The sequence below is a fragment of the Priestia sp. YIM B13490 genome, from assembly GCF_042787735.1.
Taxonomy (GTDB): domain Bacteria; phylum Bacillota; class Bacilli; order Bacillales; family Bacillaceae_H; genus Priestia; species Priestia megaterium.
In genome coordinates this window covers 610,612-631,356 of sequence record NZ_JBHZOT010000001.1, presented here as the reverse complement: position 1 = coordinate 631,356, position 20,745 = coordinate 610,612, and the positions used below count along the sequence as shown (strand labels likewise).

At 37.1% G+C, this 20,745-nt stretch carries 22 protein-coding genes and 1 pseudogene; 6 read left to right on the top strand and 17 right to left on the bottom strand.

From position 1 onward, the window contains the following. Positions 1-19: 19 nt before the first annotated feature. Complete coding sequence (locus ACFX4R_RS03500; RefSeq protein ID WP_198530646.1) at positions 20-193, bottom strand: glycine zipper domain-containing protein; 174 nt, start codon at positions 191-193, stop codon at positions 20-22. A gap of 300 nt (positions 194-493) precedes the next feature. Here ACFX4R_RS03500 and ACFX4R_RS03495 point away from each other — a divergent pair, with 300 nt between their 5' ends. Then, entirely contained in the window at positions 494-1,060 is a 567-nt protein-coding gene (locus tag ACFX4R_RS03495; RefSeq protein WP_013084105.1) for a CBO0543 family protein, read from the top strand. A gap of 181 nt (positions 1,061-1,241) precedes the next feature. Here ACFX4R_RS03495 and phaZ read toward each other — a convergent pair whose 3' ends face one another. The 3 genes from phaZ to ACFX4R_RS03480 form a co-directional block, all read right to left on the bottom strand. Then, complete coding sequence (phaZ, locus tag ACFX4R_RS03490; RefSeq protein WP_043981288.1) at positions 1,242-2,138, bottom strand: intracellular short-chain-length polyhydroxyalkanoate depolymerase; 897 nt, start codon at positions 2,136-2,138, stop codon at positions 1,242-1,244. Positions 2,139-2,345: 207 nt separating this feature from the next. Next, on the bottom strand, positions 2,346-2,537 hold the full coding sequence (locus ACFX4R_RS03485; protein WP_013058089.1) for a hypothetical protein: 192 nt from the start codon (positions 2,535-2,537) through the stop codon (positions 2,346-2,348). An 89-nt stretch (positions 2,538-2,626) separates the two neighbouring features. Continuing rightward, positions 2,627-3,157, bottom strand: coding sequence for an ECF transporter S component (locus ACFX4R_RS03480; protein ID WP_097822870.1), 531 nt, complete (start codon positions 3,155-3,157; stop codon positions 2,627-2,629). Positions 3,158-3,579: 422 nt separating this feature from the next. Here ACFX4R_RS03480 and ACFX4R_RS03475 point away from each other — a divergent pair, with 422 nt between their 5' ends. Together ACFX4R_RS03475 and ACFX4R_RS03470 are read left to right on the top strand one after the other, a co-directional pair. Then, entirely contained in the window at positions 3,580-4,083 is a 504-nt protein-coding gene (locus ACFX4R_RS03475; protein WP_043981287.1) for a YehS family protein, read from the top strand. A gap of 1 nt (position 4,084) precedes the next feature. Further along, a complete protein-coding gene (locus ACFX4R_RS03470; protein WP_043981286.1) occupies positions 4,085-4,792 on the top strand; it encodes a M48 family metallopeptidase in 708 nt (235 codons plus the stop codon). A gap of 57 nt (positions 4,793-4,849) precedes the next feature. On the opposite strand, the gene fbp is transcribed toward ACFX4R_RS03470, so the two are convergent. Continuing rightward, positions 4,850-6,778 (bottom strand): fructose-1,6-bisphosphatase, encoded by a 1,929-nt coding sequence (gene fbp / locus ACFX4R_RS03465; RefSeq protein ID WP_043981285.1) that lies wholly within the window; start codon positions 6,776-6,778, stop codon positions 4,850-4,852. A 792-nt stretch (positions 6,779-7,570) separates the two neighbouring features. Next, complete coding sequence (locus ACFX4R_RS03460) at positions 7,571-8,446, bottom strand: YitT family protein (RefSeq protein ID WP_165574889.1); 876 nt, start codon at positions 8,444-8,446, stop codon at positions 7,571-7,573. Positions 8,447-8,736: 290 nt separating this feature from the next. On the opposite strand from ACFX4R_RS03460, the gene ACFX4R_RS03455 reads away from it, so the two are divergent. Continuing rightward, positions 8,737-8,937 carry a cold-shock protein gene (locus tag ACFX4R_RS03455; RefSeq protein ID WP_013058096.1) on the top strand — a complete coding sequence of 67 codons (201 nt, stop codon included), beginning with the start codon at positions 8,737-8,739 and terminating at the stop codon, positions 8,935-8,937. A 183-nt stretch (positions 8,938-9,120) separates the two neighbouring features. On the opposite strand, the gene ACFX4R_RS03450 is transcribed toward ACFX4R_RS03455, so the two are convergent. The 10 genes and pseudogenes from ACFX4R_RS03450 to ACFX4R_RS03405 form a co-directional block, all read right to left on the bottom strand. Next, positions 9,121-9,291, bottom strand: a complete 171-nt coding sequence (locus tag ACFX4R_RS03450; protein WP_013058097.1) for a hypothetical protein — start codon at positions 9,289-9,291, stop codon at positions 9,121-9,123. Positions 9,292-9,613: 322 nt separating this feature from the next. Next, the gene (locus tag ACFX4R_RS03445) at positions 9,614-9,817 is read right to left on the bottom strand and encodes a cold-shock protein (protein ID WP_013056405.1); all 204 of its coding nucleotides are present in this window, start codon (positions 9,815-9,817) and stop codon (positions 9,614-9,616) included. 291 nt (positions 9,818-10,108) lie between these two features. After that, on the bottom strand, positions 10,109-11,512 hold the full coding sequence (locus ACFX4R_RS03440) for an MFS transporter (protein ID WP_043981284.1): 1,404 nt from the start codon (positions 11,510-11,512) through the stop codon (positions 10,109-10,111). A 904-nt stretch (positions 11,513-12,416) separates the two neighbouring features. Continuing rightward, a pseudogene (locus ACFX4R_RS03435) lies at positions 12,417-13,400 on the bottom strand (threonine synthase); the annotation flags it as partial. Then, positions 13,369-13,809 (bottom strand): pyridoxal-phosphate dependent enzyme, encoded by a 441-nt coding sequence (locus ACFX4R_RS03430; RefSeq protein WP_377568810.1) that lies wholly within the window; start codon positions 13,807-13,809, stop codon positions 13,369-13,371. The gene ACFX4R_RS03430 and the pseudogene ACFX4R_RS03435, both read right to left, overlap by 32 nt. A 242-nt stretch (positions 13,810-14,051) precedes the next feature. Continuing rightward, entirely contained in the window at positions 14,052-14,342 is a 291-nt protein-coding gene (locus ACFX4R_RS03425) for a hypothetical protein (RefSeq protein WP_162214645.1), read from the bottom strand. 37 nt (positions 14,343-14,379) lie between these two features. Further along, positions 14,380-14,661 carry a hypothetical protein gene (locus ACFX4R_RS03420; RefSeq protein WP_098332732.1) on the bottom strand — a complete coding sequence of 94 codons (282 nt, stop codon included), beginning with the start codon at positions 14,659-14,661 and terminating at the stop codon, positions 14,380-14,382. A gap of 36 nt (positions 14,662-14,697) precedes the next feature. Then, positions 14,698-15,474, bottom strand: coding sequence for an SDR family NAD(P)-dependent oxidoreductase (locus ACFX4R_RS03415; RefSeq protein ID WP_098332731.1), 777 nt, complete (start codon positions 15,472-15,474; stop codon positions 14,698-14,700). A gap of 289 nt (positions 15,475-15,763) precedes the next feature. Beyond that, entirely contained in the window at positions 15,764-16,504 is a 741-nt protein-coding gene (locus tag ACFX4R_RS03410) for a CPBP family intramembrane glutamic endopeptidase (RefSeq protein WP_237074336.1), read from the bottom strand. Positions 16,505-16,583: 79 nt separating this feature from the next. Continuing rightward, the gene (locus ACFX4R_RS03405) at positions 16,584-17,030 is read right to left on the bottom strand and encodes a helix-turn-helix domain-containing protein (protein ID WP_277813729.1); all 447 of its coding nucleotides are present in this window, start codon (positions 17,028-17,030) and stop codon (positions 16,584-16,586) included. A 259-nt stretch (positions 17,031-17,289) separates the two neighbouring features. On the opposite strand from ACFX4R_RS03405, the gene ACFX4R_RS03400 reads away from it, so the two are divergent. Beyond that, positions 17,290-17,796: a CcdC protein domain-containing protein gene (locus ACFX4R_RS03400; protein ID WP_043981270.1), complete on the top strand. Its 507-nt coding sequence runs from the start codon at positions 17,290-17,292 to the stop codon at positions 17,794-17,796. 220 nt (positions 17,797-18,016) lie between these two features. After that, positions 18,017-18,961 (top strand): phosphotriesterase family protein, encoded by a 945-nt coding sequence (locus tag ACFX4R_RS03395; protein WP_237074335.1) that lies wholly within the window; start codon positions 18,017-18,019, stop codon positions 18,959-18,961. An 88-nt stretch (positions 18,962-19,049) separates the two neighbouring features. On the opposite strand, the gene ACFX4R_RS03390 is transcribed toward ACFX4R_RS03395, so the two are convergent. After that, positions 19,050-20,312: a SulP family inorganic anion transporter gene (locus tag ACFX4R_RS03390; protein ID WP_237074334.1), complete on the bottom strand. Its 1,263-nt coding sequence runs from the start codon at positions 20,310-20,312 to the stop codon at positions 19,050-19,052. Between the last annotated feature and the right edge of the window lie 433 nt (positions 20,313-20,745).

Below are 20,745 nucleotides of genomic sequence, written 5' to 3'. Positions count from 1 at the left end.
CACTCCTTCTTTCAGAATTTTATTCCTTTTTATGTTTTTGATTCATTGCCGTTCCAAAAGCAACACCTAAGGACGTTCCGATCGCAATACCGAAGCCAATGTTATCCATTAGCATCCCAAGAGAAGCCCCCATCGCAACGCCCAGACCTAGTCCCGGTCCTAGATAATCTGTCTTTTTCTTTTCTTCAGACAAAAAAACCTCTCCTTTTTCTACTATTTTATTGATACCTTTTATACGTAAAAACTGCGCTGAAAGTTTCATAAAAATGGAAAAAAGCAGTCGCTGTAACTGCTTTTTATTTTTAGATGATGAGCTGATAAATGGCCTCTCCGAGCAGCAAAACTGACGTAAGTATGCAGATCACCCCAAATACGTACGTCGTTTTACATGCAGAAAAATACAAACAACTCAACAGGGAAAGGTATCCAAAACTTAAGAAAAGGGCATTTTAAAAGTAACGAAATTTTGCTTACTTAAAAAGGATGGATTACATTGACACCAAACCAACAGGAATACCTTAAAAAAATACATAGCATACAAGAAAATCTAGCCAAAACGTGGGCTGAATACTGGCAGCAATACTCCACTCCAGGCTCTTGGCAGTTTTGGGTTACCTTGGGGGCTTTCATTTTACCTTTAGTCATTCTCTATTTTTTAATTGATCGAAAAAAAGCCTTTCACTTAGGGTTTTATGGATTTAACGTGCACGTTTGGTTTCACTATAGTGACACCGCTGGAGTTTATAACGGGCTGTGGACGTATCCTTACCAAATCAACACAATCATACCCGTAAGCTTTAGCCTAGATGCTTCGCTTATTCCTGTCTCTTTTATGCTTCTTTATCAATGGACAATTAACCATCATAAAAATTACTATGTATATGCAACTGTTCTTTGTTTGTTTTTTGCTTTTATTTTCAAACCGCTATTAACAGGGATTGGCTTTTTTCAGCTGCATGAATGGGCTACTTACGGTTATTTATTTGTATTTTATCTGGGTGTAATACTGCTATCAAAATGGATTACCAATCTGTTTCTTTATTTTGAAAAACAGCATTAAATTTGATAAGTGTCATCAATAAAAAACGTAAGCATCTTCAAAAGACCTTACGTTTTTTTGATTGTTTTCTTACTAGTTGTCTGCCTTCTCAAAAAATAGAGGGCTTTTCTCATTGTTAATTTAGAACATGCTGCATCTAGCAATAATAAAACTTCTGTTAGCAGCAAAAATCTCACTTTTTCTAAGCCCTGCTTAAATTAGCGTTGTATAAGTCCATTAAACTGCTTAAATCATCCAGCAACGGGCAGTGACCTACGCCTTTCATAATTTTTAACGTCGCATTTTCCCCTATGCCTTTCGCGATGTCAGATGCATCTCTTGTGGAAACCATCTTATCTTCATCGCCTTGAATAACCATAGTAGGAATCGTAATTTTTTCCACCTCTCCTGTCCCTTCCACAACACCATTAAAATCGTTTGAAATATTAAATCTCATGAGTGCGTAATTGATATCAATTAAATTTCGCTGCTTGATCGTTCCTTCTAAATATGTTTCAAATTGATCAGCAGACGGCTTATTTTTTGTATATAAAAATTGACGCAGCATCATTTTTAAAAACCATGTGTTTTTTGTTTCTTTTGCGTTTTCTACCATTCTAAATGCTTCTTTTACTTCTTCTTTGGTTTGTATAAAGTTGTTAGGAATAGGCAGTTCTAGGAACGTTCTTCTTGGAATGGGGTAGCCTTTAATGTTGACGGAGCTTAAGAGAATTAAATTTTTGGCATCATTCGGATGATCAATCACATATTGCATAGCAACTGCTCCTCCTAATGACCACCCGCTTATTGTAAAAGCAGACAACTTTAAAGCATCCGCAAACAGTTTGACATCATCTGATAAGTCTTTGATTGTGTGGATAGGTGTATGATAAGTGGAGTCTCCAAATCCTCTTAAATCGATCGCATAAGCTGTGATATGTTCTGGAAGTTCATTCATTAACACATCCCAGTTAAGGGAAGAGTTCATGTTTCCGTGAATTAACAAAAGCACCTCTTTTCCGCCTTTTTTCATTCGGTAATTTACTGTTTCTCCATTCGGTAATTCTACTTTTGCTTGTTCTAAAACAGATACGGTCATCGCTATTTTCCTCTTTTCTTATATAATTAGAACGATCGGTAGCATTTATTTTTTAATACCCTATTTATCAAGATTTAAGCAGTTAGAAAGAAGTTGTGCAAAAGCCAACATAATGCTATGTTATTCTACTTGCTAAAAAAGACAGCCAAATATGCGATTCGGCTGCCTTTTTATAATGAAGAAATATACGAATGAGCAACAAGGCCATTACTTTTTCGGTGCGTCTAATGCTTGATAGGCAAGCTGATATTTCCCGCCTTCAGCCACTTCTGCATGGTACAGAGCTTTAAGAGCAAAGTTTTTTTCAAGGCTGTGCTCTTTCATCAGTCCATTCAGCTTACCTTGCAGTTCCTGATTGTCTTTAATGAGCTGTTTCATCTGTGATTTTAAATATTTCATGGTGTTTTCCGCTCCTTTCACTTGATGAATATCTATCAAGTATATCACTTAAGGATAGGATAATGGTAAAACGACTTACAATTAAGCGATTAAATCTGTACAGCTCTGTTCTTTAAGCGTCCTACAAGCGGAACGACGATGATACCAGCGATAACAACTTGCATCACATTCCCCGGTATAGAGCCAAGCGGAAGGATCCAGTTATGATAAAGAATCACTTCGGCAAAATAGTAGCCTACGATTTTTACAATCAGCGCAGCAGCAACTGCCAGTGTGTTCACAAGTGCTCTTTTACCAGGTGCTTTTTCTGAGATAAGACCTGCTAAAAAGCCCATTGCCCCTACGATAATAAACGTAAACGGCGCCCATGCTGTCCAGCCGGAGATGAGGTCGAATAACCCCATTCCAAAAGCCCCGGCGATGGCTCCTGTCTTTTTGCCGTAAATAAAGGCTGCTATAAAAAGAGGAACGTTGCCTAAATGGATGAGGCCTCCGTTACCCATGATTGGAAGCTTGATGTTGATAAACATTGTCGCTACAAACGTCAGTGCGATAAAAAGTGCATGCATAGATAAAGCTTTGATTTTGGTTGATTCTCTTGGTGAGTATGTTGAATTCATCTGTTGACCTCTTTCTTTTTTTACTACTATCATACTCCTAATTACATACTTAATAAATACGTAAAACTATTTATTTAGTAAGATATATCATTCTAGCAGCACAAAGGGATTCGCCAACTTCAAAAATTGTCCTATCCGTTCTTAAAAAAATAAAGCTGCTTCTGCTTCCTTTAGCAGACTGCGGCGCCTACTTTTTGTTATGGTAAAGAGTCTGTTCGGGCATAATATGAGCAAATCGTTCTTTTTCAAGAGTTGACGAAGGCTGATAAATATGAGAAGTTATATGTTTGTAGAAATGAATGGAATAACCTAGAATTCCAGCGGAACCTGTTACTATAATTGTACTGATATTGACCAAGTTCGTTCAGATTGTGGCAGTCATGATTTTTACATACAGCAAGCAAGTTATAGGAGGAGCAAGAATGGATAATAACGATATTTTAATTAGATTACGATATGCCTTGGATTTAAAAAATACAGAAATGGTAGAGATCTTTAATCTTGGCGGAGTAGACGTAACAAAAGAAGACGTATTAAAGATCCTTACGAGAACGCCGGACGAAGAAGACGAGGATGCAGTTCATGAGGACGAACACATCACGTGCAGTAACAATATGTTAGATTCGTTTTTAAACGGTTTTATTACCTTTAAAAGAGGAGAACAAGACCCTAAACCAGGGCAAGCACCTCCAGCGCCGGTTCAAAGCAATCAAAATATGTATAACGTCTTATTAAAGAAAGTAAAAATTGCTTTGTCCCTAACCAGTGAAGAGATGTTAGAAGTATTCGACGACGGTGGCATACGTGTATCTAAAGCAGAATTAGGTGCTTTATTACGAAAAAAAGGCCACAAAAATTACAAACCGTGCAAAGAGAATTTTGCACGAAAATTCCTAAGAGGCTTAACCGTACAATATAGAGGATAAAATGATACACACTTTTTCAAATCAGAGTATCCATTATGAAATACGATATAAAAATCGAAGTTCTTTTGCGATTAAAGTAGACGGATACGGAACGGTCGAAGTCCTTGCTCCTAAAGGAACGTCTACTGAACAAGTACGGATGTTATTAGAGAACAACTGGGCATTGATTCAGCAAAAAATAAACGAAATGAAAGATAGAACGCATGGACCAAAGAAAAAAGTCTATGAACACGGAGAACGCTTTTTGTATGTAGGAAAAAACTATCCGATACAGATTCATCACGATTCGACCATTACAAAGGATTCTGTAGTGTTTGAAGCGAACACGCTTCAGATTTATGTCAATCAGCACGACGATGAAGCGATAAAACAAGCGCTCAAACGCTTTTACTATCAACAATGTAAAGCGCTAGTAACCAAGAGTATCTCCTCCTATCAAAAACATTTTAAAACAAAGCCGCGCTCCATTTCGATTTCGGATAGCAAAAAAGCGTGGGGCACGTGTGATTCCAAGCGTCAGCTAACCTTTAACTGGCGGCTGGCAATGGCACCGCAGCACGTCATTGATTACGTAGTCGTTCATGAAATGTGCCACATGGTTCACATGAATCACGACCGGTCGTTTTGGCGTCTTGTCGGGAAAATTATGCCCGATTATCGTGAACAAGAGAACTGGCTGGCAATGTCAAGCTGGGAAATGACGGTGTAGTACCACTAAATAAGAAAAGAGCAGGAGCCCCAGAGGCATACTGCTCTTTTTTTATCTTTAACTATAGCGATATTTTCGTAAATCTTTTAAAATAGAAATTTCTTTTAACAATTCTTCTCCGACATTTGTTTCTAAAACCATTTTTCTTTCTAGTTCTTTGTCAACCAATCGCTTTACGGATAAGACGTCCGTTCCTTCTAATAAAATCTCTTCTTTTGAATTAAAGTGTTTATGAGCGACTAGCTGCATGCCGTAAGAATTATATAATAACGTGTAGCCAGCGATACCTGTTGTGGATTGATACGCTTTTGAAAAACCGCCGTCAATAACAATCATCTTTCCATTTGCTTTGACCGGGTTTTCTCCTTCAATTTCTTTGACTGGCGTATGACCATTAATAATATGACCATGATCAGGATTTAATTTAAATTCTTCCAGGATGTTTCGGCAGACTTCCTCATTTTCCCGTAAATAGTAGTATGGATTCTTCTTCTCTTTATGCGTTGTTTTATCACTTATAAAATATCTTTCAAACGTCGTCATTGCGCGTTTCCCAAAGAGTGATGAATATTCTCCTGTCCATAGGTACCAGACCATATCTGTTGCCAAATCATCCGTTTCTTCAGGATGGGCAAAAGCCTCTTGCAAATAATGTTCAAACACATCAAGCAAGTTGCGGCCTGCATACGTTTTATCTTCAATCGTCATTTTTTCCATGTTTCCTTGTTCATCTAAAGGAATGCAGCCGTGTATTAATAAGTTTCCGTTGTATTTCAAATAAAGGCTGCCTTTTTTCATCAGAAACTTCATATGTCTCGCCAGCTTTTCCGAATGCTGCACAGAAAGCAGCAGTCTTTCCATTACCTGCTCTTCTTCTTCTAATAGCTGATCAGGCTGCGCCGGATTAATCGTTGCAAAGCAGCTGTTTTCTAGCTGATACGTGTTTCCGTATATCGTAATTTCATTTTTATCATAATCAATTTTTTCAAGCAACAGCCTTTCTGACATATTAAAGAAAGGACGTCTTTTTATAATCGGACTTTCAAGCTTGAATTGAATCATCGCAATGGCCTGATGAATTTTCGTAATTTGTAGTCGCTCGTGATCGGATAGTTTATCACTTGAGCTTACTTTTGGTCTAAAAGCGGGATTATCATCATAATATTTCTCCGCCAGGTTAAGCAGCGGTCTCAGGTTAATGCCATATACGTCTTCAATAATATCTAGATTGTCGTATCTCGCGCAGATACGAATAATATTGGCAAGACACACTTTCGAACCCGCAAAAGCCCCTAGCCATAGCACATCGTGATTTCCCCACTGAATATCAACGGAGTGATAGTTAATCAGCGTATCCATAATTTTATCCGGTTCAGGTCCACGGTCATAAATATCCCCTACTACGTGCAGGTGGTCCACAACCAATCTTTGCGTCGTATAAGCAAGCCCTATAATAAGCTTATCGGCTTGTCCTAGAGAAATAATCTGCTGAACAATCTTTGTATAGTACTGTTCTTTATTTGTAAATTCATCCGTTTTATATAGCAGCTCTTCAATAATGTACACAAATTGATTTGGCAATGCTTTACGCAGTTTAGAACGCGTGTATTTAGAAGAAGCGTACGAAATGAGATTAAGCATACGATCAATGATTTCTGTATACCATTGATAGAGTTCCTTTTTGTTTCGAAACTGCGCTTTAATTAACGGTAATTTTTCTTCAGGATAATACACTAATGTCGCAAATTCATTGATTTCTTTGTCAGATAATACATTTTTAAAAAGGTCTTTAATTTTCTCTTTTACATTTCCCGAACCGTTTCGCAGCACGTGCTGAAAGGCTTGATATTCGCCGTGTAAATCACTGACAAAATGTTCGGTCCCCTTTGGCAGATGAAGAATAGCTTCAAGGTTAATAATTTCGGTTACCACTTTTTCTTCCGTATCATACTTTTGTGCAAGTAAATCTAGATATTTTGTGTTCAAAACTATGTATCCCCTTTCAACGTTCACCATTTAATATAATCACCGTTATAATCCTGTAAGATAAATTGTGATTATAATGTTACGTACCTCTTATTTAACTCTTTTCTCTCCATGCCTCACCTCTTTATTTTAACCTATTTTACGTATAGGTAAAATGGTATAAAGTCTATTTGTCTATAAAGATTAACCGATCTTGCCCCCTTAAAGATGACAGCTAGCTGGTAACTAAAAAAACCTGCTGATCTCAGTCAGCAGGTTCGATACATATGAAAGAAGCGCACATAATTAAGAAAGTTTACTCCGACCTCTATACCATAGCAGATTTTTTCTTCCCCGGCTGTGAGAAAACGCACAGCGCCAGACCCTTTGTGGTGGTACGATAAAGATGACCTTTCTGAGACAGGAAAAGTCATCCTTTGTATTATATAAGAGTCATCATTCTGTTGAATCTCTGTTCTTTTACGTTCAGAGATTTTTTCTGTTGAATTTGTTGGATGACGAGAAAAATCATCACATTAATATCTGCTGATACCTTATCCACCCTAATCCTGACCGTTTCACTATTTCAGCATATCCGGTTTTAAAAATGTTCTCTGAACAACAAGAGTTATATTCAATAAGTACATAATGTAAAATACGAATACTCTATTTATGAAAATAGATTTTATAATAAAGAAAAACGCAGCGCAGGCAATAGGCCATGCTGCGTTTTTCTCTCTATATCTCAAACGATCTCAAACGAAAAAGATGGTTGTTGTAGAGTGTTCGTACAAATGCAGTAATTTATTCAGCTTAGTGAATATTATTCTTTCTGAAATTACCGCCTTTAACTTCCGCTACGTCATATACCGTAACAAAAGCCGTCGGGTCAATTTCGTTGATAATTTCTTTCATTTTGCTTTCTTCCAAGCGGTTGATTACGCATGTGATTTCCTTAAATTTTTCATGAGAATAACCGCCGTAAGCTTCTTTGTATGTAGCGCTTCGACCTAAACGATCACGTATTGTCTCTACCATTAACGCAGGCTGAGAAGTGATAATCTGGAAGGTTTTCGATCCGCTTAACCCTACTTCTACGATGTGAATAACTTTGGATGCAATAAAGTATGCAATTGCAGAAAGAATCGCGCCTTGCAGACCAAATACTAATGAAACGAAAATAAATACAAATGCATTTAAGAATAAAATAAGATCACTTGTTCCAAACGGCAGTTTTCGAGAAAGCAGCACGGCCAGCATATCGATGCCATCTAAGGCCCCGCCGTTACGAAGTGCAATTCCCATTCCAAACCCAAGGATAATACCGCCAACAACGGTTACGAGTAGTGTATCTCCTTCAATAATTGCTGGAGTGTGATGCATGAGGCTAGTACCGACAGCTAATGAGACAATTCCGAGGATGGAAAATATGGCAAAGCTTTTCCCAATTTGTTGATATCCTAACCATACAAAAGGAATGTTGATAACGGTGATGAGAACCCCAAGTGGCAAGCCAAATAGGTTTGAAGCGACGATGCTAATCCCTGTTACCCCTCCATCTGAAACATGGTTTGGAATTAAGACAGTTTCTAAGCCGTAAGCTGCAATAATTCCTCCGATAATAACCATTAATGCTCGGAAAGCAATTTTTAGCCGCTTAGGCCTGTGATGTTTTTTAGTTGTGTTCATATAATTCCTCACTTTTAGATGTTTTTTACTATTTAAGTTTACCACAAACGTTCTCTTTATTTGAACTAAGGAGGCTTACGTATCGTTTTTTAGCTCACATAGTGCAAACATAGAGAAAAGAGAAATTCTAGCTGTACAGACTCTATCCTTGCAATAAGTCCCTATTTCTGTTAAGTTTAAGAAGAATTATTTTTGTTCGGTAAAGATTGATAAGTTACATAACTTTCGTCTATAGATTTGAGCAAGGATAGTAACACAATGTGTGCGTGTCACACTAGGAGGCAACAATTATGGAACAAGGTAAAGTAAAATGGTTTAACGCAGAAAAAGGTTTTGGATTCATCGAACGCGAAAACGGAGACGATGTATTTGTACATTTCTCAGCAATCCAAAGCGAAGGCTTCAAATCTTTAGACGAAGGTCAAGCAGTTACATTTGACGTAGAACAAGGTCAACGCGGCCCTCAAGCTTCTAACGTTCAAAAAGCGTAATCCATCATAAATATAAAAAGACAGACTCCTTGGAGTCTGTCTTTTTCATTTCCTTGAAAATGTCATAATAAAACCCTATCCACTGAGGAATAGGGCTTATTAATACAAAAATAGTAATCGGTAATACAAATGGTAAATTCAGTATAGCATAGTATAGACAAAATCCAAACTATAAATCAATATTTATTCATGTTTCATTAATTCTTCTTCAAAGAAAAACGTACTTGGATATTTATCCACTGTATAAGAGTATCTTTTCATGTTTTTTACATAATGGCTTTTTAAGATGATCACTCTTTCATTAGATGCTTTTATATTTACAATTTCTCCATTGGAAAATAAGCTTATACTCATATCCCTCATCCTCTCTCCTATCAAAAATAATCAAATTTTTAACTTTATTTATCGGGAAATATAATGTACATCTCTTAAGGCTAATCCAGCGAAGGTTAGTTACTTTTGATACCTTCAGGCGTATGTGTACTCCTAAGGCATACAGTTCTATAACCATAAGGGGGGTTTTTCTCTTTTTTTGCGACACGGCATTTTACATATAGGTAAACCTTCATTAATAGCATTCTGTCACAAATGTCTCTACTTATTTTTTAAGTAATCTTTTTAAATTATTAAAATCCAAAGCAAAAAGACCCCTATGTGGAGTCTTTTTTAGTTTTAATTATGCTACTTTATGAACGTTAGCAGCTTGTGCTCCACGTTGGCCTTGTTCGATGTCAAACGTTACTTTTTGACCTTCTTCTAATGATTTAAAGCCTTCACCTTGAATAGAGCTGAAATGTACGAATACATCGTCTCCGCCTTCAATTTCGATAAAGCCGAAGCCTTTGTCTGCATTAAACCATTTCACTGTACCTTGTTCCATAATTGTTGCCTCCTGGTGTGGAATACTCCACGCTTGTATTACTACCCTTGTCCAACCATACTATCTTAAGATAAAAAATTCTATGGAAGACATTTCTCTTCTCTCAATCTTATACCGAACAAAAATAATTAACTTAATCGTAACATACAGAATCAAAGATAGCAAATACAGGGAATGGGATAAATGATTGAATCATAAAAAGAGCCTTCTCTATGTGATACAAGGAGAAGGCTCTTTTTAAGTGTTCATATTTTGCGCAGCAGTTAATGTAGCGCCTGCTGTTTATTTACTTTATTTTTCTGTTTGCTCTGTATTCCACCATAATGAATCTTTTGGATTTTCAACCGCTTCATTGTATTCAGATTTAGAAGCAACCGTTGGGTATGAACCTTTGAGTGATTTTCCTGCCGTGTTCGCAAACAAGAATAAAATCACGAAAAATCCGATGATGCTCACAATCGTTAAATAGAACGCTGGAGCCAAGTGATTGCCCGTTGCGTGAACTAACCATGTCGCAACCAATGGCGTCGTTCCTCCAAAGATAGACACTGAAACATTAAACGTGATCGCTAATGTACGGTAGCGAATATCTGTGTAGAACATTGTTGGCAGCGTTCCTGGCATTGTTCCTTCATACGTAGCAAGTAAAACACCTAGAATAAGAATACCGATTGAAACAAATACTAAACCATTTAAGTTGATTAAATAGAACGAAAAGGCTGACAGTAAGCTCAATCCGCCTAAACCGATTAAGAAAACTTTCTTGTTTCCGATTTTGTCGCTCAGTTTTCCAAACATAAGAGCAAGCGGCACCATTAAAATCATAACTGCCGTAATTAATACCGTACCAACTGTGTTTGATAAACCAATAATTTCATTCAAATAAGAAGGCATGTACGATAATAGCATATAGTTTGTGATGTTAAAGAAAGCCACGGCTACGAAACAAACAAACACATCTTTTTTGTGATTTTTTAAAATAGAGAGGAAGCTTTCTTCTTCAACTTCGTCTTCATTGGAAAGTTCATTTTCAAAAATAGGTGTTTCCCCTAAACTTCTTCGTAAATAAAAACCAATAAGTCCTAAAGGCAATCCTAATAAGAAGGGAATTCTCCAGCCCCATGAGGCCATTTGTTTATCCGACAGAATAAAAAATAGTAAGCTAGCTAGCAGTGAAGCAAGAATATAACCAACAAGTGTACCGATTTCTAGTCCACTTCCAAGCACATTTCGCTTATTATCTGGAGACGATTCTGCAATATACACCATCGCACCAGCATATTCACCACCAGTTGAAAAACCTTGAATGATTCGTGCAATTAATAAAAGGATGGGTGCCCATATACCGATTTGATCATATGTAGGTAACAACCCAATGAGTAATGTGGAAAAGGCCATTAAAATAATGGTAGTGGTTAAAACGACTTTCCTTCCTAACTTGTCCCCAATTCTACCGAATATAACACCGCCTAATGGACGCATTAAAAAGGCAATCGCAAATGTGGCAAATGTGAACACTAATTTGAGCTGATCATTTTCAACTGCACTAAAAAAGTTTTGACTAATAATTACGGCTAAATATGAATACAAGCCAAAGTCAAACCATTCCATCGCGTTTCCTACTCCTGTAGCAAAGACGCTTTTTTTAGCTTTGTCAATATCTACGACGTTAATTTTTTTCTTATTAAACTTCATTTCATTACGTCACCTCCGCGGTATACGATTATACAAGACTGAGTAGCAAAGTCAAATTTGACTTACTGTATTTCACACTTAAATGTGTTGTAACTCTCTTTATTTTTAAGTAAAAAACAAAAACTATTCATGTGATGTTAAATATTAAAAAAGGTTATGGCTAAAGGGATTGAAGCCAAAAAATACTGAGGAAGGAACGCTAACAAATAAATGAATTAAAACCAAAATAAACTTTTTTTATTTCAACGTACAATTTATTGCTATTTAAAAAACGATTTTCACCTAAAATAGGGATCGTTTTCGATGGAATTACAGTCGCTGAAATAGTAACTTGTCGTTAAAGATAGCGCATTCACAATGTTATTGGTAGCAATTTCCACTCAGGTTATCTGACAATTATTGTTACAACCCATTAGATATAAGCTTTATTTTTGTAATAGATACCCTGTTTCAATTACAAAAATTATGTAGCCTTAAAATAAATATAAAGCTCGTTCTAACAAGTGCAGCAATGGATGATTCGGTCCATAGAATAAAACTTTAAGAGTTGGCTGGGATCGAGGGATAAAAATTCAACTCCTTTCTCCGTATAATCGTTCGTGGCTTCAAGTAAGTTTTCTACTGTAAAAGCAAGCTGGTTTACAGTGTTACTTTTGGCATATTCTTCAACTTGCGTAATATGCCAGCTCCACTCCCTCACCACGCTGTTTTTCCGGATAGAAAGATACTCTCTTTCTTCTCTTAGATACCCCATAAGACGAACTTTAAACCTAAATACACCCGTATAGTTTTGAATATAAAGATTCACAATTATTACATTTTTTTACATTAGGTAAACGTTTTATCTGCGTTAACATAAAAAAATAGACCTTCGCTTAGAAGAAGATCTATTTTTTTACTCGCTTTATTTTTTAGTAAGGCTGCCATTTCGCTCTAAAACAGGGACTTCAATATCTACTGTGTTTGGATATTTAACTCCAAGCCCTGTATTTAAAGCCACAACCGTTTCGTTTTCTTTGATCCATCCTTCTTCTCGCAAACGGCGTGCAGCTAGAAATGTAGCCGCGCCTTCAGGACAAATAAACGAACCTTCAAGCTGCGCAACCTTTTTTTGTTCTTCCACAATCTTATCTTCATCCACCCCAATCGCACATCCATTTGTATTGTATACGGCTTCTAAAACTAAGAAGTCTCCAATTGCTTTTGGTACGTTAATACCAAAGGCAATGGTTGAAGAATCCGGCCAAAATTCAGATTCTTGTTTTCTTTCATTCCATGCTTTTACAATAGGCGCACAGTTTTCAGCTTGTACCGCAACTAAACGAGGAAGATCACCTTTAATCCAGCCAAGCTCTTTTAATTCATTTAACGCTTTATAGATGCCGATTAAACCAACCCCTCCTCCTGTTGGATATAAAATCACATCAGGAAGATTCCAAGAAAACTGTTCAGCAATTTCCAGGCCCATTGTTTTTTTACCTTCAATTCGGTACGGCTCTTTAAGCGTAGAAGCGTCATAAAGACCCCAGGCTTTAATAGCTTCACCGACAATTTTACCCGCATCGCTGATGAGTCCATCTACCAAGTAAAGGTCAGCGCCAGCGACAGCGCACTCATTTCGTGTAATAACAGGCGCATCTTTTGGCATCACAACAGTTGCTTTTATGTCAGCGCGTGACGAATAAAGCGACCAAGCGGCTCCGGCGTTCCCATTTGTAGGCATCGCTAACTGTTCAACGCCCAGTTCTTTTGCTTTTGACACCCCTACAGCGGCGCCTCTAGCTTTAAATGATCCCGTTGGAATAATGCCTTCATCTTTCATATATAAGTTTGGAATGTCCATTTCTTTACCTAGCTTAGGCATTTTTATAAGCGGAGTCATCCCTTCNATTTGTAGGCATCGCTAACTGTTCAACGCCCAGTTCTTTTGCTTTTGACACCCCTACAGCGGCGCCTCTAGCTTTAAATGATCCCGTTGGAATAATGCGTTCATCTTTCATATATAAGTTTGGAATGTCCATTTCTTTACCTAGCTTAGGCATTTTTATAAGCGGAGTCATCCCTTCTCCTAAGGAAACGACGTTTTCTGGATCTTCTACTGGAAGCAATTCATGATATCTCCATAGATTCGGTTCTCTGCTTTTGACATCTCCTGGACTTAGATTGTCTTTCAGTCTCTCTAAATCATACGCTACTAATAAAGGTGAGCCACATTCACATAATTGATGTTTTTCTTTTGGACTATATTCTTTTTTACATTTAGGACAATATAAGTGAGAAACATAACTAAACGGCATCATACACACTCCTTTAAATTCTGTAAACATACTACCCTATATATATTATAATTTATATTATTTTTATCAGAATTGTAAGGTATGATTTATCCATCATTTTATTGAATATTAATAAAAGCCTAAAAACCCCTGTTATAGTAGGGTTTTTAGGCTTCTTTCCACTTTGTTTATATTACTTTTTTAGATTTCCCCATCATTACCTCATCTGCGGATATGAACTTTTGATAGTTCTCTCCCTGTTCCTAAACAGATTTATTCATACTTTCTTTCTTAAAGATTCCTATTAACAGCGTAACAAGTCCTATTAAAAAGAAAAACGGAAACAATAACATCATTAATGCAACTCCCGCAAAACCTTCTTCCTGGCTAATCGCAAACAAAATCGAAACGACCCATGAGAAGAATGGAGCTATGATCAATATGGTTGTTGTTCCCCACACTATATATTTTCTTTTTGCTGATTTTCCTTGACTTAGTCCGCTTGCAAACATCAGACCTACTACTAAAACCGTTAACGCAACTCCAATTGCCATTTCATCACCGCCTTTAGCAGCTATTTTATTTCTGACTTTACAGCGTTTTCTTTTTTGCCTCTTGGACGGAGATGAATGCACTTGTAATAACGAGTAAGATCAAACCTTCTCCGATAATCATCAAACCTTTTATTTGAATGTCTAAAGCATCAAATCCGCTTATTTTGGCAAAAGAGTAAAGAAGTAAAAATAAACCGAACAACACAGTAACAAAGGAAATAACAAGGGCAACTATTCTTTTGTTAAACGCAATACTTATAAAAAGGAAGACCGTAAATACGATACTAATGGCCATACAATTAGTTAGAATAAAAGACATAAACACCCCCTTAAATACCTTTTTATTTCATTAACCTTACTCAAACCTAAATCCAATCCCACCATCTACAATAATATTTTGACCCGTAACAAAAGAAGCGTCATCCGAAAGAAGCCACTTTACTGCTTTTGCCGCTTCAAGCGGATCACCAATTCTGCCTAGCGCGTTTAGCTTTTGATAGGATTCATTGAGCTTTGCTTTTTCACCTGAAGATAGATTTGAAAATCTTTCTTCTAACATAGGCGTACGAAATGCACCCGGGCAAAAAGAGTTAATTCTTATATTTTGATGGCCATATTCCTGAGCAACTGATTTCGTTAAAGCGATCACACCGCTTTTTCCAGCCGCATATACGCCAGTCCCCGCTGAACATAAAATCGCGTCCATTGACGATGTATTCACAATGATACCGCTGTTTTGTTTGGTCATTACCTGCAGCTGATACTTCATACAAAGCCATACACTTTTTAACGTAACGTTAATTAAATGATCAAAGTCCTCTTCTTTGAATTCATGTGTAGCACTAGAGGAAGCCTCAGTGTTAGCCGCATTGTTAAAGCCCACGTCAATTTTTCCAAATATAGAGTATGTTTGGCTAACAAGGTTTTTAACATCTTGACTATTCGTTACATCGGTTTTGATAAAAAGAGAGCGAGGAGACCACTTTCTTAATCTAGAAAGAGCTTCTTCTCCTTTTTCACTATTTCTAGAAGCGATCACAACATGCATGCCCTCTTTTGCGAGTAATTCCGCTGTTGCTAAACCAATCCCCGACGTTCCACCCGTAATAATACCTACCTTTTCTTCAAACATATCTTTCTCCCCTTTTGCGTTTAATAAGATCTCAACCAATTAAATTTAGCAACATTAGTCATAAGAGTTATTCAGCTTTGGAGAGATTAATACCTGCTTCGGAACTCTAAAAAGAGAGTGAGACCACAACTAAAGCAATTCAACCGCTAGAAGCACCCACCCACATAAACGAAACCTACGTTCATCACAACAACAAAAAATCCGAACGAGTTTGATTCTCCATCAAGAATCTCCATTCATCGTTCAGATTTTTCTTTAACTAAAATACTGTTGTTGCAGTCTCTTTTGATTAGCTACTAATCTGATGTTGAGAAACTGATAAAGTAGATTTTCGATTCCATAAATAAAAGGCATATCCGCTTAAAAATAAAAGCAGCGCGTAATTAACAAGGAAAGAATCGTTAGCGTCGACAGGGCTTGTAAACTGGAGAAAATTATTTAAGCCGTGGAATGCAATCGTAATTCCAATCGATTGACCGTTAACGATCAGCAAAGCCAGCACCAACCCAATAACAAATGCAAATAAAATTTGAAAAATTGTATTTGCTACCGATTGACCGCTTAGTATATTCAAACTGTGCGTAAAGGCAAATAGAAACGATGATAGAAGAACCGCCACTTTATAGCTTTTTGCTAACAGCAGATTAAGGATAAATCCTCTAAATACCATCTCTTCTACAAATGCTATGACTAGAGTTTGGGTAAGCAAAATAAGAACAAGATCAGCAATGGAACTTCCGTGTACACCTTTGTTTCCAATGAGGATAATAAGCAAATACAAAAGAAGCGGAGAAAGAAACAGGATTCTCGTTCTAAACGACATGTTTTGTTGAAAGGAGAAAAAATGCGGCCACTTTTTTGTTTTTGTTAGATAAAATACTATTCCAATCGCCAAAGGGACGATTCCTAAAAACTGAAGATAATGTGCAGCAGGATGCGTCATGCTCACGTATGCACCGTTTACCACAAACCAAAAGATAACTAAGATTTCTAGGCCAATAACTTTCCACAAAAGCTTTGACTTGATCATCACTACGCCACCTTTCTGCTTTAGGCTTCATTGATAACCTATACTATTCGTTTTAAGGATTTTATATGTTTTCACTCTTTTACCCTTGTTCGTAAAAGTCCTTTTTGATATCTCGCAAAAGTTTTAAGATACCTTTATAAAAACAAGCAATTAGCATTCCAGCCATGTTGGTTACCATCGTGATTGTAAGATTGCCGATAATCAGGCTAAGAAAAGTACCAAGAAACATGATGCCTATTCCGATATAAAAACCTGGGTGAAGCAGTTCATCGTCGTCTTCTTTTTCTTCTTCCCGAATATTTATTCTGCTTTGTAATGCAACATCACTTTTAATAAATTCATCAATGGTTGTTCCATAGATGTCCCCTAACTTTAAAAGATGCTGAATTTCGGGATAGCTCTGATTATTTTCCCACTTATGTATGTTTTGTACAGATACCCCCACTTGCTTAGCAACCTCTTCTTGAGACATTTTTTGTTCTTCTCTTAGTTTTTGTAACTGATTTCCTAACCTCAACCCATTCACCTCTATGACTATAGCAGCGTGTAAATAAAATTTGCTTGCACTACATTTTCTCGTTTCCTACAATTCTAACATATTGTGGTAAAAATGAAAGAAACAGTTAATAAGGCGTATACCAAAACCTGAAATGCCGGTAATAAAAAATAGTGAGAATTCTCATGTGTAAAAAATGAAAGAATGCACTTTTATCTCCATCCTTTTATTGTTTATACTAAATAGTGGATTGTACGAACGTAGAAATAAAAAAGGAGGCAAAATAACGATGGAAATGCTGCTTATTTATATATTTGTTATGGCTCTTATTGGACTCATTATTTGGAGAAAGATGAAAAAGAAAAATAAGCCCATTAAAAAGAATGGACTTGGTATATTAGCACCTATTTTTTTCATATTGATTGCATTTTCCCTTAGTCTAAGTCAGCTGATGCACATACCGGGCCAGCCCTTTCACTTACCACCCTACTGGGAAATGCTGATTGCTGGTGTATTAGGTGTTATATTTGGACTTATTATGCTTAGCCAAACGGACTATGAAGTAAGAGAAGACGGCTTCATTTACTCAAAGCCAAATAAAAATTTTAAATATGTGATTATTGCTATTATCTTCATAAGAATGGCTTTGAGCCAGTACTTTAAAGGGTTAGATTCGATAGACTTCGCGGTCTTAACGATGACGCTAGCCTTTATATATATTGTTATTTGGAGAGTTGGCAGCTATCTAAAATTTCGTAAATTAAACGGTGATAATTACAGCGTAAATGCTGGGTAATCATCAATATGAATGGTCCTTCTTTCTGCTTGGAAAGAAGGATTTTTTGTCATAGGGAGTAAAAGTACCGCCTGTTGTGTAAGACAATAAATATGTTGTATAATGCAATATGTGTTTTTTATAACGGTAGTCTATATATAAAAATAAAACAGATTAAATTAAAAATGTACCTGGTCATCCACTGTTTGATTTACAGGTAGATTATGAAAGGAATCATACTATGACATTTATCAATTCTGTAACAGGCCCAGTCAACGCGTCAGAACTAGGGCTAACGTTAATCCATGAGCATATGCGCGTTCGTTCTGAATCTGTTCACGCACAGTTTCCTCATTTATATAATGAAAAACAAGAAATCGCAAAAGCAGTCGAACAAGTAAATCGCGCAAAGAAGCTCGGAGTCAAAACCATCTGTGATCCTACGGTGATGGAACAAGGGCGAGATATTCGTTTTATTGAAAAAATTGCCCGTGAAACGGACACTCAAATCATCGCAGCTACGGGAATTTATACGTATAACTACATCCCTACCCATTTTCAAACTCGTAGCATTGACTATATGGCAGATCTGTTTGTTCGAGATATCGAAGTCGGCATTCAAAACACGTCGATTAAAGCAGGCTTTTTAAAATGCGCTACAGATGCACCTGGCGTAACGGCCGATGTAGAAAAAGTAATGCGTGCCGTCGCACGCGCTCATAAAAAAACGGGCGTGCCTATTATGACCCATTCACACCCTGCAAGCGGCACAGGCTTAAAGCAGCTTGATATCTTACTGGATGAAGGCGCTAATCCGAATCAAATTCTGATTGGACATACGGGAGATACGGATAACCTTGAATATATTTCAAACATTTTAAATCAAGGGGCTTTTATCGGAATGGACCGCTACGGTTTGACAAGAGAATGTTCAACTGAAAATAGAAATAACACGGTCATTGAGTTAGCCAAACAAGGATACTCAAACCGCATGTTTCTATCACAAGACTACTGCTGTACAATGGACTGGTTTCCAGAAGGCGTAATTGAAGAACGTTTTCCAAAATGGTCAATGAGCTTTGTGTTAGAAGAAGTCGTGCCGGAATTAAAAAGAAAAGGCGTAACCGAACAGCAGATTCAGCACATGCTTTTTGATAACGCCCGCTGTTGGTTTGAAGGAAAGTAATTGAGATAGTCTTTTTCATTACTACTAAAACCCCCACTGTCTAAGCCTACAGCGGGGGTTTTTACGCGTATTATTTTATATGCTTACATTAACCAGTTTTTCTTAATAGCTTTTGTTTTTCTTGACTCTTTTTCACCATAAAGTGTACACCACACAGGCATAATCCAACGGCTATTCCTACTGTCAAATTTGTAAATACCGTTAACAAAAAAGTCGTGAGTAAAACCAGCGAATGAAATGATCTTTCTTTTATCACTTTTGCAAACTGTTCTTTTTTACTTATATTCCACGCTACGACCATCAAAACTGGAGCGAGACTGGCAAGCGCCACGTATGAAGCGTACGGAGCGAGCACTAGCAGCACAATCAACACAAAGATAGCGTGCGTGATTCCTGCAATTGGAGAGGAAGCGCCGTTTTTAATATTGGTAACCGTTCTTGCAATTTCTCCTGCTGCGGGAATACCTGAAAACATCGGCGTTACCATGTTTACGATTCCCTGGCCAATCAGTTCTTTTTTGCTGCTGTGCTTTGATTTTGTCATTTCATCTGCAACGCGAGCTGTCAGTAAAGATTGTAACCCTACAAGTATAGCAATGACAAATGCAGAAGGTAAAAGAGTGACCACCCTCTCCACTGTTATATCTGGAAACGCTGGCGCCGGGAAATGACGAGGTATCTCTCCGTAAATGGAACCAATGGTTTCAAACTGATTTGCAAAGAAAAAAGATGCCAAGCCCGTTGATACAATAATTCCAAGTAAATAAGACATTCCCAGAGACTTAGGTGAAAAGTAAAGAACAATTAAAATCGTAGCTAAGCACAATCCTGCTGTAGCGATACTATAGATGCTGATGAAGTGTAAATTACCAAAGATCTCTTTTATATTCAAATGAAAAAACTGAAATTTGTCAATCGCGTGCAACCCAAGGAAGTTTGGTATCTGCCCGCTAAAGATAATCAGCGCGATTCCCGACTGAAATCCTATAATAATAGAGGGCGGAAAATACTTGATTAAAGCTCCTACTTTACATAGCGCAAAGATAATGAGGAGAATTCCGGACATAAAGCCGGCAATTAATAAGTTTTCATAGCCATATTGCAACACAATCCCTAATAAAACAGGAACAAATGCACCGGTAGGTCCCGCGATTTGAAACCTACATCCACCTAAAATAGCAATTAGCAAGCCCGCTACAATCGTTGTATAAAGTCCTGTAACAGGCGATATTCCAGAAGCTATCGCAAATCCTAACCCTAAAGGTATAGCTATAATGCCAACAACAATACCCGATAGTATATCTTTCTTCAAATGCTGCAAGGAATAATTTCGAAAAACCTCTAGATTCATAAGTGTACATCAGCCTCCATTTTAAGTAGTGAGGTTACCCATTCGTATTTTCGTCATACAACCTTATTGATCTTTCAACCATTCAAAATAAGGTGGGCTACTCGATTACTTTTATTTTAAAGGAGACAACTTACAAAAAAATAAAGAGGAAATTAGAAGTTTCTTAGTGAGTTATTAAAATTTTCTTAAAAATTCGCGTTATTTATTCTTTTAGTTATTTTTTAGATGAAATTAGGTAAAACCTATATTTCTATATATCAGCCAAGACAGTTAGACCCTATAGTAGCTATAGAGTCGATGTGGCTAGACTGTACTTAGTTGGGGAGAATTTTTAAGGTCGAATAGACGACAGGGCTACCTCCATTGGTTTAACTATATTCGAATCCATAGGGCGCTTGGTTGCATAAGTCGTATTGATCACAAACTTGAACAC

What these genes read in the sequence shown, in the direction of transcription:
- phaZ (WP_043981288.1), bottom strand. Translation starts at nt 2,138, where the DNA reads ATGACCGTATCTGTTTTAGAACAAGCAAAAGTAGAATTACCGAATGGA.
- ACFX4R_RS03485 (WP_013058089.1), bottom strand. Translation starts at nt 2,537, where the DNA reads ATGAAATATTTAAAATCACAGATGAAACAGCTCATTAAAGACAATCAG.
- ACFX4R_RS03480 (WP_097822870.1), bottom strand. Translation starts at nt 3,157, where the DNA reads ATGAATTCAACATACTCACCAAGAGAATCAACCAAAATCAAAGCTTTA.
- ACFX4R_RS03475 (WP_043981287.1), top strand. Translation starts at nt 3,580, where the DNA reads ATGGATAATAACGATATTTTAATTAGATTACGATATGCCTTGGATTTA.
- ACFX4R_RS03470 (WP_043981286.1), top strand. Translation starts at nt 4,085, where the DNA reads ATGATACACACTTTTTCAAATCAGAGTATCCATTATGAAATACGATAT.
- ACFX4R_RS03460 (WP_165574889.1), bottom strand. Translation starts at nt 8,446, where the DNA reads ATGAACACAACTAAAAAACATCACAGGCCTAAGCGGCTAAAAATTGCT.
- ACFX4R_RS03455 (WP_013058096.1), top strand. Translation starts at nt 8,737, where the DNA reads ATGGAACAAGGTAAAGTAAAATGGTTTAACGCAGAAAAAGGTTTTGGA.
- ACFX4R_RS03450 (WP_013058097.1), bottom strand. Translation starts at nt 9,291, where the DNA reads ATGAGTATAAGCTTATTTTCCAATGGAGAAATTGTAAATATAAAAGCA.
- ACFX4R_RS03445 (WP_013056405.1), bottom strand. Translation starts at nt 9,817, where the DNA reads ATGGAACAAGGTACAGTGAAATGGTTTAATGCAGACAAAGGCTTCGGC.
- ACFX4R_RS03440 (WP_043981284.1), bottom strand. Translation starts at nt 11,512, where the DNA reads ATGAAGTTTAATAAGAAAAAAATTAACGTCGTAGATATTGACAAAGCT.
- ACFX4R_RS03425 (WP_162214645.1), bottom strand. Translation starts at nt 14,342, where the DNA reads ATGGCAATTGGAGTTGCGTTAACGGTTTTAGTAGTAGGTCTGATGTTT.
- ACFX4R_RS03420 (WP_098332732.1), bottom strand. Translation starts at nt 14,661, where the DNA reads ATGTCTTTTATTCTAACTAATTGTATGGCCATTAGTATCGTATTTACG.
- ACFX4R_RS03415 (WP_098332731.1), bottom strand. Translation starts at nt 15,474, where the DNA reads ATGTTTGAAGAAAAGGTAGGTATTATTACGGGTGGAACGTCGGGGATT.
- ACFX4R_RS03410 (WP_237074336.1), bottom strand. Translation starts at nt 16,504, where the DNA reads ATGATCAAGTCAAAGCTTTTGTGGAAAGTTATTGGCCTAGAAATCTTA.
- ACFX4R_RS03400 (WP_043981270.1), top strand. Translation starts at nt 17,290, where the DNA reads ATGGAAATGCTGCTTATTTATATATTTGTTATGGCTCTTATTGGACTC.
- ACFX4R_RS03395 (WP_237074335.1), top strand. Translation starts at nt 18,017, where the DNA reads ATGACATTTATCAATTCTGTAACAGGCCCAGTCAACGCGTCAGAACTA.
- ACFX4R_RS03390 (WP_237074334.1), bottom strand. Translation starts at nt 20,312, where the DNA reads ATGAATCTAGAGGTTTTTCGAAATTATTCCTTGCAGCATTTGAAGAAA.